Genomic DNA, 12,970 nt, shown 5'->3' on the forward strand with positions numbered 1-12,970 from the left:
CTGCGGAAAATTCCCCGGCCTGCCCCCACGTGCTATGCGTGCTCGGATGCCCACCCCACAGGAGTTGCTCGAGGTGCTTCGTCGCGTGAAGTACCCGGGCTTCAACCGCGACATCGTGTCGTTCGGCATGGTGCGGGACATCCAGGTCGGCTCGCGGAACGTCACGATCGAGCTCTCGACGACCTCGGAGAACGCGGAAGCGATGGACGCCATTCGGCACGAGGTCGCGCACCTCGTACGGGAGGCAACCGGGTTGGCGGTCGAGATCGTCGTCGAGACGACGCGTCTCGCCACGCCGCCGCCGTCGGCACCGCGCCCGAAGCCACAGATCCCCGGGGTCGGCGCGATCGTCGCGGTCGCGTCCGGCAAGGGCGGCGTCGGGAAATCCACGGTTGCGGCGAACCTCGCGTGCGCGCTCGCGGCCAAGGGACTGCGCACCGGCCTCCTCGACGCCGACGTCTACGGTCCGAGCGTCGCCACGATGCTCGGAATCGAGGGAGCGCCACCGGTTCGGGAGGACCGTCGCATCGTCCCCGCCGAGCGCCACGGGATCCGCGCGATCTCGATGGGCATGTTCCTCGGCGAACGCACCCCGGTCATCTGGCGGGGCCCGATGGTGACCAAGCTGATCACCGAGTTCTTCCGGAACGTCGTCTGGGGAGAGCTCGACTACCTGATCCTGGACCTGCCGCCCGGCACCGGCGACGCGCAGCTCGCCGTCGCGCAGCAGGTGCCGCTCGCGGGCGGGGTCGTCGTGACCACGCCGCAGGACGTTGCGCTCCTCGACGTTCGCCGCGGCATCACGATGTTCGAGCAGCTGCAAGCGCCGGTTCTCGGCGTCGTCGAGAACATGAGCTACCACCTCTGCGGCGGCTGCGGCGCGCGCGCCGAGATCTTCGGACACGGCGGCGGCGAGAGGATGGCGCGTCAGTTCGGCGTGCCGTTCCTCGGCGAAATCCCGCTCGTGCGCGCGATCCGCCTGGCGGGCGACGCGGGAACGCCGATCGTCGTCGCCGATCCGGCTCATCCGCAGAGCCGAGCCTTCGGCGAGATCGCCGGAGCGGTCGATGCCCAGGTCCGCGAGCGCGCGGCGGGCATCGTCACGCACTGAGCCTCTCCCCGTCGTGACCCCGCCGATCCGCCAGATCCGCCCCGGTGTGTCGGCGGTGATCTTCGACGAGCACGGCCGCATCCTCCTGCAACAGCGGACCGACAACGGCCTCTGGGGCTTGCCCGGCGGCGCCGTCGAGTTCGGTGAATCGGTCCTCGAGGCGCTGCGCCGTGAGGTCGACGAGGAGACCGGGCTCACGATCGAGGTCGAGCGTCTGGTCGGCGTCTACTCCCACCCCGATCACCACCAGATCATCACATACGCCGACGGCGGCGTGTTTCACTTCGTTACCACCTGTTTCGCGTGTCGGCCGACCGGCGGCACGCTCACGCTCGGCGACGAGACGTCCGGGCTCGCGTGGTTCGGTCCACTCGCATGGCCTTCGAGCCTCATGCCCGTCCATCGGGTGCGCATCGACGACGCCTTGGCGCGGGCCGCCTCGCCTTTCGTCCGCTGACCTATCTCGGAGCCTGCGGATTCACGTCGGCCCGCAGCTCGCCGATCCGCCGCATGAGCTCGCCGGCGAGCCGCGCCTGCTCCTCGCGCGAGCGCGCGGCTCCGCGCGGGATGGCGAGCGGCTCCCCGTACGCGATGCGCACCGGATGGGGTCGCGGCAGACGCGCGTCGCGGGGAAAGGCCTCGAAAGCTCCCCGCACGCCCACGGGAACGATCGGCACCCCCGCGCGCGCCGCGATCGCGACGACGCCGGGCTGCGCCGGCAGCAGCGCCCCGTCCCGCGTGATGGCGCCTTCCGGGAAGACGCCGACGATCTCGCCGCGCTCGAGGGTCGCGAGCAGCTGGCGCACGGCGGAGAGCTCGATCGCCCCGTCGCGGATCGGAATCACGCCGAGGTGCCGATAGAGCCCCGAAAGCCCCGTCTGATCGTAGAACTCGCGGCTCAGGACGAAGCGGATCGGACGCTCGACGAAGCGCGCGACGAAGACCCAGTCGAGCAGCGACGAGTGGTTCCCCGCCACGATGAACGGGCCCTCGGGCAGCGCGTCGTGCCCGGTCGCACGCAGCGAGAAGTACGCGTCGGCGACGGGCGAGAGGATGCGCTTGATGGCGAAGTAGAGCGCATCCGGCATGGCGTGCGTTTCCTAGCACGGATGCTACAAGCCCCGCATGGAGCAGCTCACCGTCGGCGAATACTTCGACCGCGCTGCGCTCGGGATGGGCGAGCGCGAGGCGGTGGTATTCGTCGATGCGCACGTGCGTTGGCGCTATCGCGATCTGCACGCCCACGTGACCCAGGTGGCGAAGGGCCTCATGGGCCTCGGCGTCGACGCGGGGGACCACGTGGCGCTGTTCGCGAGCAACCGCGTCGAATGGGTGCTGGTGCAGCTCGCGGCCGCCAAGGTCGGAGCGGTGCTCGTACCGATCGATCCCGCGGCCGGGGCCGAAGACCTGGCACACGTCCTCGCGCACTCCGACGCCGCGACGCTCTTCCTGGTCGACCGCGTCGACGAGGTGAGCCTCTACGACGTGCTGCTCGAGGCTTGCCCGGATCTCGCAAAGGCCCGCCCCGGCCATCTCTCCAGTCGCCGCTTTCCGATCCTGAAGCGCGTCGCGCTCCTCGGCAACGCCGACCGCCTCCCGGGCACGATCACGTGGTCGGAGGTGCTCGCCGGCGGCGCCGGCATCACGAGCCACCTGCTGCGCCGCCGCCAGGACTCCGTCGAGCCCGCCGACGTCGCGATCATCCAGTACACGTCAGCGACGACGGGCGCGGCCAAAGGCGTCGAGCTCACCCATCTGAACCTGGTCAACGAAGCGATCGCCGTCGGCGACTGCATGCGGCTCGGCCGCAGCGACCGGCTCTGCGTGCCCGTGTCGTTCGCGCGGCCGTTCGGCAGCGTCATCGGGACCCTCGGAGCGCTCGGAAGGGGCGCGGCGATGGTCGTGCCCGCGGAGCATTTCGACGCCGGGAAGATGCTCGCAACGCTCGCCGTTGAGCACTGCACCGCGCTGAATGCCGAGCCGCGCCTGCTCGGCTCGGCGCTCCGCCACCCCGCTGCCATCCGCCTTGACTTCAGGTCGCTCCGCACGGGGGTGATCGCGGGCGCCGAGGCATCCGTCGGCCTCGTACCCGAGGTCGCCGCCCGCCTGCACCTGCCCGACGTGACGGTCGCCTACGGACAGACCGAAACGACGGCGGTCGTGACCCAGACGCGCACCAACGACCCGATGGATCTGCGCGCGACGACGGCCGGCCGGTCGCTCCCCGACGTCGAGGTCAAGATCGTGGATCCGGCGAGCGGGGTGGAAATTGCCGCCGGCGGCGAAGGCGAGCTCTGCTGCCGCGGCTTCCCGGTGATGCGCGGCTACTACAAGATGCCCGAGCTCACGGCGACGACGATCGGCGGCAACGGCTGGCTCCGCACCGGAGACCTCGCGGTCATGGACCGCTTCGGCTACTGCACGATCACCGGACGGCGGCCGCTCAGATCTTCATGAGACCGCGTCGCGGCGCCGCCGTGCCGAAGGTAGCGATCGACGATCTCCTGATCGGCCGGGACACCCCAGACGAAGGGATCGATCGACCTCGCCCATCCGCGTGTCGGCGAACTCCTCGAGCCAACGCGCACGGGCACGCGCCACCGCGCCCGACGGCCGAACCGGCAGCTCGGGGTGGCGGTCGTCGAGGTATTCGCAGATCACCGTCGAGTCCGTGAGGGTGATCTGGTCGTCCGTGAGAACGGGGATCCGACGTATCGGGCTCGCGTCGTTCCCCATGAAGGGAATGATCGGGTCGATCTCGTAGGGGATGCCCTTGAGATCGAGGACGACGAGAACCTTGCGGACGTACGGCGAAACGTAGCTCCCGACGACTCGTACGGATTCGCGCGTGCCGACTTTAGTAGCCGGCCGCACTCCCCGAAGGGAGCCCTCGAGGCGACAGGCCCTCTAGGGGAGCTGCGCGCCGCGGAAGTTGCCGGTGAGCCGTACGCGACCGCTATTGACGAGATGGGCCACGACGCTCACCTGCTCGGCCTCGGAATCGGTCACCTCCGCGACGGCTTCGATCAGATCGAGGAGCGTGAGCTGCGACTGCGTATCCATGGCGGCCTCCTGACGTCCGTCGCTGCGGGCGGGCGTACCAATCGTTCGCGGTTCCGTTGACGACGTGTGCAACGTACGTGCCGACCTCGACTTCGCCGGGTGGAAGCAGGGTTACGATCGTGAAGCCGGGAGTGGGCATGACGAAAGCGTGGCGCTCTGTCAGGCGGCGGCCGACGAGCGCGCCACCTCCAGTGCAAAGTTGCCAATTTGCGTCTGCGCGACCGGCAAACGAAGTGACACGCGTGTTCCCTTGGCAGGCGCGCTCTCGACCTCGAGGGTGCCGCCGAGGAGCTCGCTGAAGCGGTGCGCCAACGTGAGGCCGAGGCCCATACCCCCGAAGGGCCGGGTGATCGAGCCTTCGACCTGCCGGAAGTCTTCGAAGATGACCGACTGCTCGGCCAAGCTCATGCCCACACCCGTGTCGCTCACCCTGATCTCGATCCCGGCGGGCCCGGTGTCGGCCGAGAGGAGGATCTCGCCGTGGATCGTGAACTTGGCGGCGTTCGACAGCAGATTCAGCAGGGTCTGCCTGAGTTTCCCGCGATCCGTCTCGATGACCGGCACCCGCGGGTCGACTTCCCAGGCGAAGCGGATCGGCTTGTCGTCGATCAGCCGTCCGACCCAGGGTTCGATCTCCTCGAAGAGCTCGCCCAAGGACACGGTTCCCCGCCGGAGCATGGTCTCGCCGGCGACGACCGAGGAGTACTCGAGGAGGTTGTTGACCGAGCACGTGAGGGTGACTGCGTTCGCCAGGATGCGCCCGTTCATCTCGGCCCGCTCGGCCTCACGGAGACCCTCGATCGAATCGAGGACCTCGGCGTAGCCGAGGATGGCGTTCAGTGGCGTCCGCAGCTCGTGCGAGACGTTCGCCAACATCTCGTTCTTGAGGCGGCGCGCTTCGCTACGCACGACCCGTTCGCGGTCGAGCCCGTGGAGCGAGCACACCCCGAGACTCGCCGCCACGGCGAGGGCGACGAGCACGCAAGCCGTCTGGAAGGGAGAGGCGAACGATTGGCAGACGAGGATGCCCGCCGCCGCTACGGCGACGGCGATCAGTTGCACGAGGACGAGGACGCGGCGGCGGGACATCTCGACGGTCGCTGGAGCAACCGCCATGCCGCCGGAAATCCTAAGGAACTACGACGAGTTGCCGATACGCTTTGCCAGGGCGCAGTGCCGAGTGCGCGCACTCTGTGCCAGGGAGCTTACCCTCCTGGCACTCAGAAGATCGAGTCGCGCTCCCCGAGGAGCCCGCGTACCATGCCCTGCACGCAGCGGCGCACCCGCTCGGCGAGGGCCCGGATCGCAGTCGCGTCGAGGCGACCCGGCGACACCTGGTCGAGGACGATCGGCCTCCCGAAACGAATCCGCCATTTGCTCGGCAGCGGGATGAGGCCGAGCGGACCAAGGAAGGGAAAGAACGGCGTGACCGGCAGATAGGGCGCCCCGAAAAGGTTTCCGATGGCCTTCAACCGTCCGACGAGCGGGTAGATTTCCTCGGCGCCGACCACGGCCACCGGCACGATCGGCGCGCCGAAGCGCAGGGCGAGCCGCACGCAGCCCCCGCTGAAGGGCTGCAGCACGTAGCGCTCGGAGTAGAGCTTCGAAAGTCCGGATACGCCCTCGGGAAAGAGCCCGATCAGCTCCCCCTTGGCGAGCAGCCGGGCGGCGTTTTCGCGGCTCGCCACGACCCCTCCGGCCTTGCGGTAGAAGTCGGGGACCCAGGGCAGATTCTCGACGAAGCGATCGTAGAGGAAACGTGCCGCCCGCGGGTGGCTGGCCTCCTCGAGCGCGTACGCGATCATGGTGGCGTCGAAGGGCAACGCGCCGGAGTGGTTCGCCACCAGGATCACGGGACCGCTACGCGGAACGTTGCGTGCCCCGCGGGCCTCGACGCGCCAGTAGTTCTCGTAGAGCAGCCGGAAGAGGGGCAGCACGCGGGCGCGGAACTCGGGATCGAGCCCGAACTCGTCGGGGACAGGGCGGCGAGCGCCCGGCTTCGAGGTTCGGCGTCGAACCATGCGCGGCGACGCTTGCGCCGCGAGCTTCCGCTTCCCTTCGACCACCTCGAATCACCTCCGCTGCAGGCGGCTGGAAGTAGCAACGCGCCCCGAAAGTGACAAGACGCGCGACCCCGATCAGGCGAAGCGCCGCATTACGCGACGGAAGAAGCGCGGCGCCGCCGCCTTCAGGACGGCCCCGATTGCGTAGGTCGCCGGCACCGTGACCTCCGGGAGGTCGCGAGTCACCGCCCGTACCACGGCCGCGGCCACGCGCTCGGGCGGGATGGCACGCGCCCGTGCGCCGGGGGGAAACGCGACAAAGGATGCGTGGTCGAAAAACGGAGTGTCGATGATGCCGGGGTTGACCAACGTGACGCCGACACCCGTGCCGTCGAGCTCGAGGGCGAGGCTCTCGCTGAAACCGGCCAGGGCGAACTTCGAGGCGCAGTAGATCGTGTGGTTGCGGGAGCCGATCCTGCCGGCGATCGAGGCCACGTTCACCATGTAGCCGCGTCGGCGCGCGAGCATTCCGGGAAGCACCTCGCGCGTGAAATGCAGCGCCGCGTGCAGGTTGGTCTCGAAGACGGCCGCAACGTCCTCCGGACCGCTCTCGAGGAACCCGAGGTAACGTCCGACGCCGGCGTTGTTCACCAGGAGGTCGACCGGTCCGAGGCTGGTGCCGACGGCCTCGACCGTCGCCGCGATCTGCCCGGGATCGCGAACGTCACACGCGAAGGGCGCCGCACCGCCGCCGATCTCGGCCGCCAGCATCGCCAGCCGATCGGCGCGACGGGCGACGAGCGCGACCCGCGCCCCCGCCGCGGCGAGCGAGCGGGCGACGCTCGCGCCGATGCCGCTCGACGCTCCGGTGACGAGCGCGGTCGCGCCGGCGATCTCCACCAGCGGCATTCTGTCCCGGCGAAAGGCGATTTGCCACCGCGGGAGGCCTCCAGTAGCACCGGGCGCGATGCGCGCGCGCGACCTCGACGTGCTCGGCTTTCCGAAGATCCTGGAGGCTCTCGCCGCACTGGCGGTCTCGACGCCGGGCGCCGAGATCTGCCGACTGCTGGCGCCGCTCCCGGAGCGGGCCGTGGCCGAGCAGGCGCTCGCGCGCCAGTGGGGCTTCTTCCGTCTACTCGAAGTGGCGGGTCCCCTCCCGCTCGCCTTCTTCCCGGACATCCGTGAATCGCTGGCGCTCGCGCGCCGCGAGGGCGCGGTGCTGCCGGTAGACCGCCTGGTCGAGATTCGAACCGTCCTGCGCCAGGTCGAGACCCTGCGCCGCTTCCTCGCGGGCAAGGTAGCCAGCCATCCCGTGCTCGCCGACCTCCCCCGTCGCCTGCGAGCCCTCCCCGAGCTCGAAGCGGCGCTTTCCCGTATGCTCGACGACGCGGGCCTCCTCCGCGATGACGCGAGTCCGCGCCTCGGCGAACTCCGGGCCGCGACCCGCGATCTCCGCCAGGACCTCGAGGAGCGTCTCGGTCGTCTGGTGGCGAAAGGCGGCGAGGCGAGCGGCATCGCCGACCGCTACGTCACGATCCGTAACAACCGGTTCGTGGTGCCGATCCGGGCCTCGACGGCGGCGCGCACCCCCGGCGTCGTGCAGGACCGATCGGCCTCGGGCGAGACCCTCTTCGTCGAGCCGATGTTCGCGATCGATCTCAATAACCGCCTGCTGTTGCTTCGCAAGGAAGAAGAGCAGGAGGAGCAGCGACTCCTCCTGCTGCTGACCGCCCAGGTCGGCGCCGTCCGGGACGAGATCGGGCGCGCCGCCGCCGCCCTTGCCGACGTCGATGCTCTCCACGCCGGCGTCTTGCTCGCACGCCGCCTGCGGGCGACGAGTCCGGCGTTCGGGGACGGCACGATCGACCTCCGCCGCGCCCGCCATCCGGAGCTCGTGGTCGGCGGTCAAGCCGTCGTACCCATCGACATCCGCCTGGAGCGCGGCAAGCGCGCCCTCGTCGTGAGCGGCCCGAACACCGGTGGCAAGACCGTGGCGCTCAAGACGCTCGGCTTGCTGACGCTCATGGCGCGAGCGGGGATCCTCATCCCCGCCGACGAGGGCAGCGTCGTCCCTTGGGTGGAAGGCGTCTTCACGGATCTAGCCGACGACCAGAGCATCGAGCGCAACCTCTCGACGTTCTCGTCGCACGTACTGAACCTGGTCGACGTATTCACGCGTCTGGCGCCCCCCGCGCTCGTGCTCCTCGACGAGCCCGGGGGCGGCACGGATCCCGAGGAAGGCGCCGCGCTCGCAGTCGCCCTCGTCGATCGGCTGATCGCGCGCGGCGTCCTGGTCGGCGCGGCGACGCACTACGCGCTGGTGAAGCTCTACGCCTTGAACGAACCGCGTGCGGAGGTGGTGGCGGTGGACGTCGACCCGGTGAGCTTCACGCCGCGTTATCGACTCGTCTACGGATCCGTCGGCGAAAGTCTGGGCCTCGCCATGGCACGCCGTCTCCGCCTCCCCGTGGACGTGATCGACGCGGCCGACGCCGGACGCGCGACCGCGGTGCGCGTCCTCGCCGACGCGATCGCGAAGCTCGAGGAAAGCCGGCGGCGGCACGAAAACGAGCGCGCGGCCCTCGAGGAGGAGCGCCGTGCGCTCGCCGAGCTCGAATCGCGACACGCGGCGCTCGTGGCGGAGCTCACCGACCGCCGACGGCAGCGCTGGGCGAGCGAGCTCGACGAAGCGCGGGCCTTCGTGCGCGCGCTCAAGGCCGAGGGTCGCGCGGTGCTGGAAGCGGTGCGCCGGCGCGGCCCGGAGGCGAGCCGGACACTCGCGGAGTTCGGTCGCAAGGCCGCGGCGGCGATCAGCGACCGTGCCGGCGCGACGCAGACGCCGGAGCCGGACGACGAGCCGCCCGCGCTCGGCGACAACGTCGAGGTCCGGGGCACCAGCATTCGCGGCGAGCTCTTCGAGATCCAGGGAGAGACGGGGCGTCTTCGAAGCGGCGGGCTCACCTTCCAGGCTCCCATCGCGAACCTCCGCCGGCGCCTGCCGGATGCGCCGCCTGCCGGCGTAACACCGCGGCCGCACCGACCGGCCGCGACCGACGAGCCAGCGAGCGAGCTGCATCTCGTCGGCATGCGGGTGCGCGAGGCGCTCGGCCGTCTCGAGCATTTCCTCGACCAAGCGCAGGGTGCCGGACTCCCCTCGGTGCGCATCGTGCACGGACTTGGAACGGGCGCCCTCAAGCGCGCGGTGACGGAGTTCCTCGCGCGCACCGCCTATGCGACCGCGTTCCAGGACGCCGAGCCGAGCGCCGGCGGTCCCGGCGTCACCGTGGCGTCGTTGCTGTGATGCATGGCGCAGACTCCTGTCAGCTAGCCGCGCACCGCACCTACGAGGACGATCGGTCCGGTCGGCACGGCCGACCCGCCGACGGGCTCGATCGAGACCGCGAACGCCGTGATCTCGTCCGGTGCGGCGAGAGTCGGGACGCTCATCGCGACGCCGCGCCGGGGATCGACCTTGATGAGGCCGGCCGGCTCCGGCGGCTTGCTGCCGCGAATGGCCCACAGCTCGTAGGTCGCGCCCTCGGGGGCGGAAGCGACTCCGGTCAGCACGAGGCCCGCGTTGCCGGAGCCCGCATCGAGAAGTACGCGACCCGTGCCGGCGCGTCCTCCCTGCGGTGCGAGCGCAGCGCTCATCACCCGCGGCCCGCCCACGAGGCGCAGGATCTCCGTCTGCGCCTCGAGCGCGTCACGGACGCCGGCGATCGTACGCGCCTGCTCGTCGAGCCGGGCCGCCAGCATCTGGTTCTGGCGCGTGAGCGCGGCCACCTCCCCGTTGCGTGTCCCGGTGCGCCGAATCTCCGACGCGAGGAGACCCGCCATCACGAGGGCGACCGCCGCCGCGGCACCGATGAGGCCGGCGCGGCGTATGCTTCCGCCAGCGCTTCGAGCGCGACGTCGTCGAAATCGTCGTTCGTCCGGCCCATCGTCGGTTCAGTCTCCATGACCCTCGCGTCCGAGAAGCGCGCGCAGCCGTTGCACACCGTCGCGAATCCGCGTTTTGTCGCTCGATGCTCACGCGGATCTTCGAGCGTTCTCCGTCGACAGCGCGGCCGGCGGATTGCCTCGCGCACCAATCCGAGGCCTGCTGCCGACGCGTAGGAGGACGCATGGCCGCCCCAGTGTTCGATCTCGACGCCTACGTCAGCCGGTCGCGAGCGGTGGACCTGCAGTCGATCCCCTGGGATCAGGTGCCACGGCATTCCTTCGCCGCCGCCCGCAAGGTCGACGCAACGATCCGGACGCGCCCCGGCTTCGCGGACGTCCCACTCCTCGAGGCATGGATCAGTCGCGCAACATCACGCCGCGGAACTCCGCCCAATGGTGGCCGAGGTGCTCGAGCTCGTCCTTTTCGATCGCCTCGCGCGCGGCCTTGAACATCACCTCCTCCTCGCGGGCGAGATGGCGGCGCGTGACGTCGAGGAGCGCACGGATCTGCTCGCGGAGCGCGTTCGGGTCCTCGAGGCGGAACATCGCGCGGATCTGCTGGTCCATGAGCTCGTGCTCGTGGCGAAGGCATTTCAGGGGACCGAGCGACCCGATGTGCTTCTCGTAGGGCTGGAACAGCGTCTCGTCCTCGATGCGCGCGTGTCCGAGGAGGGTGATCGCGAGCGGCTCGCAGGCCGCACGGAGTTCCGTCGCCGTCTGGTAGCGCTCGAGCACTTCCTCGAGCTGCTCCACCAGCAGATGCACGACCCCGTGCTCACCGAGCAGTGCCTGCGTCACGTCCATGGTCGTCGCCCTTTCCGGCTCACGCCGAGCCTTCGGCATCTCGTATCAACATCGTCAGCTCCGAGGCGTCGACCGTATACCGCTCGGCGCAGAACTCGCACCGCACATCCGCCTTGCCTTCGTTCTGGACCATGTCCTCGATCTCTCCGGCGCCGAGAAGCAGGAGCGCGCCGAGCACGCGCTCGCGGGTGCACGAGCAGGCGAAGCGGACAGGCGCATCGGCAATGCGCCGGACCTCGAGGCCGGCGAGCACGGCAGCGAGAATATCGTCCGGTCCGGCGCCGTTGCGGATCAGCGAGGTCACGTGCGGCAAGGCGGCAACGTTGCGCTCGACGAGCTCCGTCAGGTCCGGTGCAGCCCCGTGCAGGATCTGCACCAGGAAGCCGCCCGCGGCGCCGACCGTGCCGTCGACGTTCACGAACACGCCGAGCGCCGTCGCCGACGGCATTTGCTCCGACGTGACCAGGTAGTGCGCGATGTCCTCGGCGATCTCGCCGGACACGAGTTTCATGACGCTCCGGTACGGCTCTTTGTTCCAGGGCTGCGTCCGCATGACGCAGAGCAGACCCTCGCCGATCGCGCCGGCGACGTCGAGCTTGCCGTTCCTCGACGGAAGATGCGTCCCGGGGCGGGAAACGTAGCCGCGCACGCGGCCGTCGCCATTGGTCGTCACCATGACGCGCCGGAGCGGGCCGTCGCCCACGAGCTCGATCGAGAGTCCTTCCTCGTCCTTCATCGTCGCGCCGAGAAGGAGCCCGGCGGTGAGGGTCCGGCCGAGGGCCGCCGTTGCCGTCGGATAGGTACCGTGACGGAGGCGAGCCTCCTCCACGACGTCGGTCGTGATCGCGGCCATCGCGCGGATCGTCTCGCCTGCCGCGCTCGCGCGCAGGAGAATGGCGCCGTTGCCGCTCATTTGGCCCCTTTCGCGGCGCGCGTCGCGTCGAAAGGCACCGCCAATGTGCGCGGCGGCAGGCACGTCTCCTCGTTGCACGCCTGATAGCCGAGCGTGGCATCGAAGTGCCCAGGCGGCACCCCTGCCACGCGCACGCCGATCGTGAAGGTACCCTCGTAGAGCCTGAGGGCGGTTCCCGGCGCGAAGCCGAGCCCGTGAATCACGGGCTCCGGATAGCGGATGCTCTGTACCGTCACACCGGACGGCGGCGTGATCTCGAGCGTCGTCGGAATCAAGTACGGGCGGTCGGGGTCGTTGGAGTTCACATGCCAACCCTTCTCGATCGTGACGGTGAGCGCGAGCTCCGACGGGCTCGTGCCGCTTCCGCCGGTCGTCACGCGCCAGGCGGCATCGAGGGTCGGACCCCCGGCGGCGACCGGCGACCACCACGTGACGACGCCGAGCACCGCCGCACCCAGCACCGGGCCGATCACGCGCAGAACTCCGCGAGCCCGCGGACGAAGGTTGCTTGCGGCGGGTAGCGCATCCGGATACAGCCTCGCGCCCATATGCGGATCACGCGAACGCTCCTGGTCGCCTTGCTCGCCTGGCTCGTCTCGACGACGTCGGCGTCCGCGGATGGTTCGTGCCTCGAATTGCGCGAGTGGGGCGTACGCGCGGGCGGCGGCATCAACTCGTCGAGCCTGATTCAGTACTACGCCATCCATCCGTACTGGGGCCTTTCGCTGTGGGATCCTGCTTCGAGGTGGTTCGAGAAGTACGGCATCCGAGCATTGTGGATGATCGAGCCTTGGGCCGCGTACGTCAACGACGACAACGGGAGGCACAAGACCGACAGCTTCGAGATCGGCATGAACGCCCTCTTCGTCCGCTTGGTGTTCGGCGAGGCGACGCTGCGGCCGTTCATCGAAGCCGGGGAGGGCGCCGTGTACACCGACCTCCGCAAGCAGGATCTCGGGACGCGGCTGCAATTCACGTCGACCATCGGCGGCGGGCTCGAGTACGAGGTGCGCCCCGGAGTGGCGGTCGGCCTGCAGGCTCGATTCCGGCACATGTCGAACGCCGGCATGGCGAGCAGCAACCCCGGCATCAACACGGTGTACGGACTGATCGGTCTCACCTTCCGCTGACGCG

General features: G+C 69.8%; 16 protein-coding genes. 5 read left to right on the forward strand and 11 right to left on the reverse strand.

Annotated elements, in window-relative coordinates:
- Positions 1–46: 46 nt before the first annotated feature.
- Together IT293_01245 and IT293_01250 are read left to right on the forward strand one after the other, a co-directional pair.
- On the forward strand, positions 47–1,111 hold the full coding sequence (locus IT293_01245) for an Mrp/NBP35 family ATP-binding protein (GenBank protein ID MCC6763262.1): 1,065 nt from the start codon (positions 47–49) through the stop codon (positions 1,109–1,111).
- A gap of 13 nt (positions 1,112–1,124) precedes the next feature.
- Positions 1,125–1,568, forward strand: a complete 444-nt coding sequence (locus IT293_01250) for an NUDIX domain-containing protein (GenBank protein MCC6763263.1) — start codon at positions 1,125–1,127, stop codon at positions 1,566–1,568.
- Position 1,569: 1 nt separating this feature from the next.
- Here the strand turns inward: IT293_01250 and IT293_01255 are convergent, their stop codons facing one another.
- A complete protein-coding gene (locus tag IT293_01255; protein MCC6763264.1) occupies positions 1,570–2,199 on the reverse strand; it encodes a 1-acyl-sn-glycerol-3-phosphate acyltransferase in 630 nt (209 codons plus the stop codon).
- A 37-nt stretch (positions 2,200–2,236) separates the two neighbouring features.
- Here IT293_01255 and IT293_01260 point away from each other — a divergent pair, with 37 nt between their 5' ends.
- Positions 2,237–3,568, forward strand: coding sequence for an AMP-binding protein (locus IT293_01260; protein ID MCC6763265.1), 1,332 nt, complete (start codon positions 2,237–2,239; stop codon positions 3,566–3,568).
- Here IT293_01260 and IT293_01265 read toward each other — a convergent pair.
- The 5 genes from IT293_01265 to IT293_01285 all read right to left on the reverse strand — a co-directional run bounded on the left by IT293_01265 (position 3,563) and on the right by IT293_01285 (position 7,077).
- Entirely contained in the window at positions 3,563–3,985 is a 423-nt protein-coding gene (locus tag IT293_01265) for a glutathione S-transferase family protein (protein MCC6763266.1), read from the reverse strand. The genes IT293_01260 and IT293_01265 overlap by 6 nt on opposite strands.
- Before the next feature lie 33 nt (positions 3,986–4,018).
- On the reverse strand, positions 4,019–4,174 hold the full coding sequence (locus tag IT293_01270) for a hypothetical protein (protein MCC6763267.1): 156 nt from the start codon (positions 4,172–4,174) through the stop codon (positions 4,019–4,021).
- A gap of 159 nt (positions 4,175–4,333) precedes the next feature.
- Positions 4,334–5,290 (reverse strand): HAMP domain-containing histidine kinase, encoded by a 957-nt coding sequence (locus tag IT293_01275; protein ID MCC6763268.1) that lies wholly within the window; start codon positions 5,288–5,290, stop codon positions 4,334–4,336.
- A 104-nt stretch (positions 5,291–5,394) separates the two neighbouring features.
- Entirely contained in the window at positions 5,395–6,195 is an 801-nt protein-coding gene (locus tag IT293_01280; protein ID MCC6763269.1) for an acyltransferase family protein, read from the reverse strand.
- 117 nt (positions 6,196–6,312) lie between these two features.
- On the reverse strand, positions 6,313–7,077 hold the full coding sequence (locus IT293_01285; GenBank protein MCC6763270.1) for an SDR family NAD(P)-dependent oxidoreductase: 765 nt from the start codon (positions 7,075–7,077) through the stop codon (positions 6,313–6,315).
- A gap of 67 nt (positions 7,078–7,144) precedes the next feature.
- Between IT293_01285 and IT293_01290 the strand changes: the two genes are divergently transcribed.
- Positions 7,145–9,478, forward strand: a complete 2,334-nt coding sequence (locus IT293_01290) for a Smr/MutS family protein (GenBank protein MCC6763271.1) — start codon at positions 7,145–7,147, stop codon at positions 9,476–9,478.
- A gap of 23 nt (positions 9,479–9,501) precedes the next feature.
- Here the strand turns inward: IT293_01290 and IT293_01295 are convergent, their stop codons facing one another.
- From IT293_01295 to IT293_01315, 5 genes are all read right to left on the reverse strand, one after another.
- Positions 9,502–10,062 (reverse strand): anti-sigma factor, encoded by a 561-nt coding sequence (locus IT293_01295; GenBank protein MCC6763272.1) that lies wholly within the window; start codon positions 10,060–10,062, stop codon positions 9,502–9,504.
- Positions 10,014–10,394 (reverse strand): hypothetical protein, encoded by a 381-nt coding sequence (locus IT293_01300; protein ID MCC6763273.1) that lies wholly within the window; start codon positions 10,392–10,394, stop codon positions 10,014–10,016. Before IT293_01300 ends, IT293_01295 begins: the two co-directional genes overlap by 49 nt.
- Before the next feature lie 82 nt (positions 10,395–10,476).
- A complete protein-coding gene (locus IT293_01305) occupies positions 10,477–10,923 on the reverse strand; it encodes a hemerythrin domain-containing protein (protein MCC6763274.1) in 447 nt (148 codons plus the stop codon).
- 19 nt (positions 10,924–10,942) lie between these two features.
- A complete protein-coding gene (gene hslO / locus IT293_01310; GenBank protein MCC6763275.1) occupies positions 10,943–11,836 on the reverse strand; it encodes an Hsp33 family molecular chaperone HslO in 894 nt (297 codons plus the stop codon).
- Complete coding sequence (locus IT293_01315; protein MCC6763276.1) at positions 11,833–12,309, reverse strand: hypothetical protein; 477 nt, start codon at positions 12,307–12,309, stop codon at positions 11,833–11,835. The genes hslO and IT293_01315 overlap by 4 nt, the downstream gene beginning before the upstream one ends.
- A 75-nt stretch (positions 12,310–12,384) precedes the next feature.
- Here IT293_01315 and IT293_01320 point away from each other — a divergent pair, with 75 nt between their 5' ends.
- Positions 12,385–12,966 carry an acyloxyacyl hydrolase gene (locus tag IT293_01320; GenBank protein MCC6763277.1) on the forward strand — a complete coding sequence of 194 codons (582 nt, stop codon included), beginning with the start codon at positions 12,385–12,387 and terminating at the stop codon, positions 12,964–12,966.
- The last annotated feature ends 4 nt before the right edge of the window (positions 12,967–12,970 follow it).

The sequence above is a fragment of the Deltaproteobacteria bacterium genome, from assembly GCA_020848745.1.
Classification (GTDB): domain Bacteria; phylum Desulfobacterota; class Binatia; order UTPRO1; family UTPRO1; genus UTPRO1.

Excerpts from the sequence above, each read along its gene's own strand:
- IT293_01245 (MCC6763262.1), top strand. The coding sequence starts at position 47 with ATGCCCACCCCACAGGAGTTGCTCGAGGTGCTTCGTCGCGTGAAGTAC.
- IT293_01255 (MCC6763264.1), bottom strand. The coding sequence starts at position 2,199 with ATGCCGGATGCGCTCTACTTCGCCATCAAGCGCATCCTCTCGCCCGTC.
- IT293_01260 (MCC6763265.1), top strand. The coding sequence starts at position 2,237 with ATGGAGCAGCTCACCGTCGGCGAATACTTCGACCGCGCTGCGCTCGGG.
- IT293_01270 (MCC6763267.1), bottom strand. The coding sequence starts at position 4,174 with ATGGATACGCAGTCGCAGCTCACGCTCCTCGATCTGATCGAAGCCGTC.
- IT293_01275 (MCC6763268.1), bottom strand. The coding sequence starts at position 5,290 with ATGGCGGTTGCTCCAGCGACCGTCGAGATGTCCCGCCGCCGCGTCCTC.
- IT293_01280 (MCC6763269.1), bottom strand. The coding sequence starts at position 6,195 with ATGGTTCGACGCCGAACCTCGAAGCCGGGCGCTCGCCGCCCTGTCCCC.
- IT293_01290 (MCC6763271.1), top strand. The coding sequence starts at position 7,145 with ATGCGCGCGCGCGACCTCGACGTGCTCGGCTTTCCGAAGATCCTGGAG.
- IT293_01300 (MCC6763273.1), bottom strand. The coding sequence starts at position 10,394 with ATGCCGTGGCACCTGATCCCAGGGGATCGACTGCAGGTCCACCGCTCG.
- IT293_01305 (MCC6763274.1), bottom strand. The coding sequence starts at position 10,923 with ATGGACGTGACGCAGGCACTGCTCGGTGAGCACGGGGTCGTGCATCTG.
- hslO (MCC6763275.1), bottom strand. The coding sequence starts at position 11,836 with ATGAGCGGCAACGGCGCCATTCTCCTGCGCGCGAGCGCGGCAGGCGAG.
- IT293_01320 (MCC6763277.1), top strand. The coding sequence starts at position 12,385 with ATGCGGATCACGCGAACGCTCCTGGTCGCCTTGCTCGCCTGGCTCGTC.